This is a genomic window from Rhizobacter sp. P1_G5 (assembly GCF_056405435.1).
Genome location: NZ_JBFUCB010001165.1, coordinates 1 through 672, shown reverse-complemented (window position 1 = coordinate 672; position 672 = coordinate 1). Strand labels below are relative to the sequence as shown.

Sequence of the window (672 nt, the reverse complement as noted above, 5' to 3'; positions counted from 1 at the left end):
ATGCTCGACAGCTCGGCGAAGATGTTCGCCGGCAGTGAGGTGAGTGCGATCCTGCTGGTGTTCGTCGCGCTGGTGTGGGCGAGCGATCGGGTCAGCGCGCTGTTGCGGCGGGTGATGGCATGACGCGCCCCGAACGGTCGTGGTCCGGGTGGCTGGTGCTGGCCGGCGTGCTGGCGCTGGTCGTGGCGAGTTTCGCGAGCCTGGGGCTGCACTGGCGCGAATTCTTCGCGCCGTCCGAGCTCGTCAAGCTGGCCGGGTTCGGTGCCAGCTTCTTTCCGCCGGAGATGTCTCCCGCGTTCCTGCGGCGCACGCTGGAGGCGGCCGGCGAGACGATCGCGATGTCGCTGCTCGGCACCGTCCTCGCCGCGGCTGCCGGGGTGTGCATGGCGCTGCCGGCCAGCGCCCGCGGAGGGCGGGTGGTGGCGCTGCTGCACGGCGGCGCACGCCTGCTGCTGAACGCGCTGCGTTCGATCCCCGAGCTGGTGTGGGCCTCGCTGCTGCTGATCGCGGCCGGGCTGGGCCCGTTCCCCGGCACGCTGGCGCTGGCCTTGCACACGACCGGCGTGCTGGGCCGGTTGTTCGCCGAGAGCATCGAGAACGCGGCGCCCGGCCCGGCGCTCGCGTTGCGCGTGCGCGGCGCCGGCCGCCTGCGCGTGTTCCTGTGTGCGACGC

The 672-nt window shown here is 73.1% G+C and carries 1 protein-coding gene; it reads left to right on the top strand.

The features are described 5' to 3' along the window. Positions 1 to 119: 119 nt before the first annotated feature. Positions 120 to 672 (top strand): PhnE/PtxC family ABC transporter permease (locus AC1D12_RS34760; RefSeq protein WP_477845592.1); only part of this gene is annotated, 553 nt, incomplete at its 3' end.